This is a genomic window from Shinella sp. NM-101 (assembly GCF_021401195.1).
GTDB lineage: Bacteria > Pseudomonadota > Alphaproteobacteria > Rhizobiales > Rhizobiaceae > Shinella.
The window spans coordinates 1-862 of the sequence record NZ_JACBFT010000057.1 but is presented as its reverse complement, the minus strand read 5'-3'; the positions used below and the strand labels follow the sequence as shown (position 1 = coordinate 862).

Here is an 862-nt window from a genome sequence, read left to right as displayed (position 1 = left end):
GCCGATCTTGCTTGCCGCCGTCAGCGCCTTGGCCGTCTGGTCGGAAAGGTGAGCGTTGTCGTGGTCTGCCAGAAGAAGAATGGCCATGGTGATGTTCTCCCTTTCCTGCTTACAGCACGCCGGCTTCGGTCTTGAGCTTGTCGACCAGTTCGGCGACGCTCTTGACCTTGACGCCCGCCTTGCGGCCCGACGGCTCCTCGGTCTTCAGCACCGTGAGGCGCGGAGCGGTGTCGACGCCGAAGTCGGACGGCGTCTTCTTGTCGAGCGGCTTCTTCTTCGCCTTCATGATGTTCGGCAGCGAGGCATAGCGCGGCTCGTTGAGGCGAAGGTCGGTCGTCACGACCGCCGGAAGCTTCACCTCGATGGTCTGGAGACCGCCGTCGACTTCGCGGGTGACCTCTGCCGAGCCCTCACCGATCTCGACCTTGGAGGCGAAGGTCGCCTGCGCCCAGCCGAGCAGGGCCGAGAGCATCTGGCCGGTCTGGTTCGAATCGTCGTCGATCGCCTGCTTGCCGACGATGACGAGGCCGGGCTGTTCGGCCTCGGTGACGCCCTTGAGGATCTTGGCGACCGCCAGCGGCTCGACGGCATCGTCCGTCTCCACCAGCACCGCCCGGTCGGCACCCATGGCGAGCGCCGTGCGCAGCGTCTCCTCGGCCTTGGACGGGCCGATCGACACCACCACCACTTCCTCCGCCTTGCCGGCTTCCTTCAGCCGCAGCGCCTCTTCCACCGAGATCTCGTCGAACGGGTTCATCGACATCTTCACGTTGGCAAGCTCGACGCCCGAACCGTCGGACTTCACGCGGATCTTCACGTTGTAATCAACAACCCGCTTTACAGGGACCAGGATCTTCATGGG

1 protein-coding gene is annotated in these 862 nt (G+C 64.5%); it reads right to left on the bottom strand.

Annotated elements, in window-relative coordinates; translation table 11 throughout:
* Nucleotides 1-109 precede the first annotated feature (109 nt).
* A complete protein-coding gene (locus tag L0976_RS28550) occupies nucleotides 110-859 on the bottom strand; it encodes an electron transfer flavoprotein subunit beta/FixA family protein (protein ID WP_234190773.1) in 750 nt (249 codons plus the stop codon).
* Between the last annotated feature and the right edge of the window lie 3 nt (nucleotides 860-862).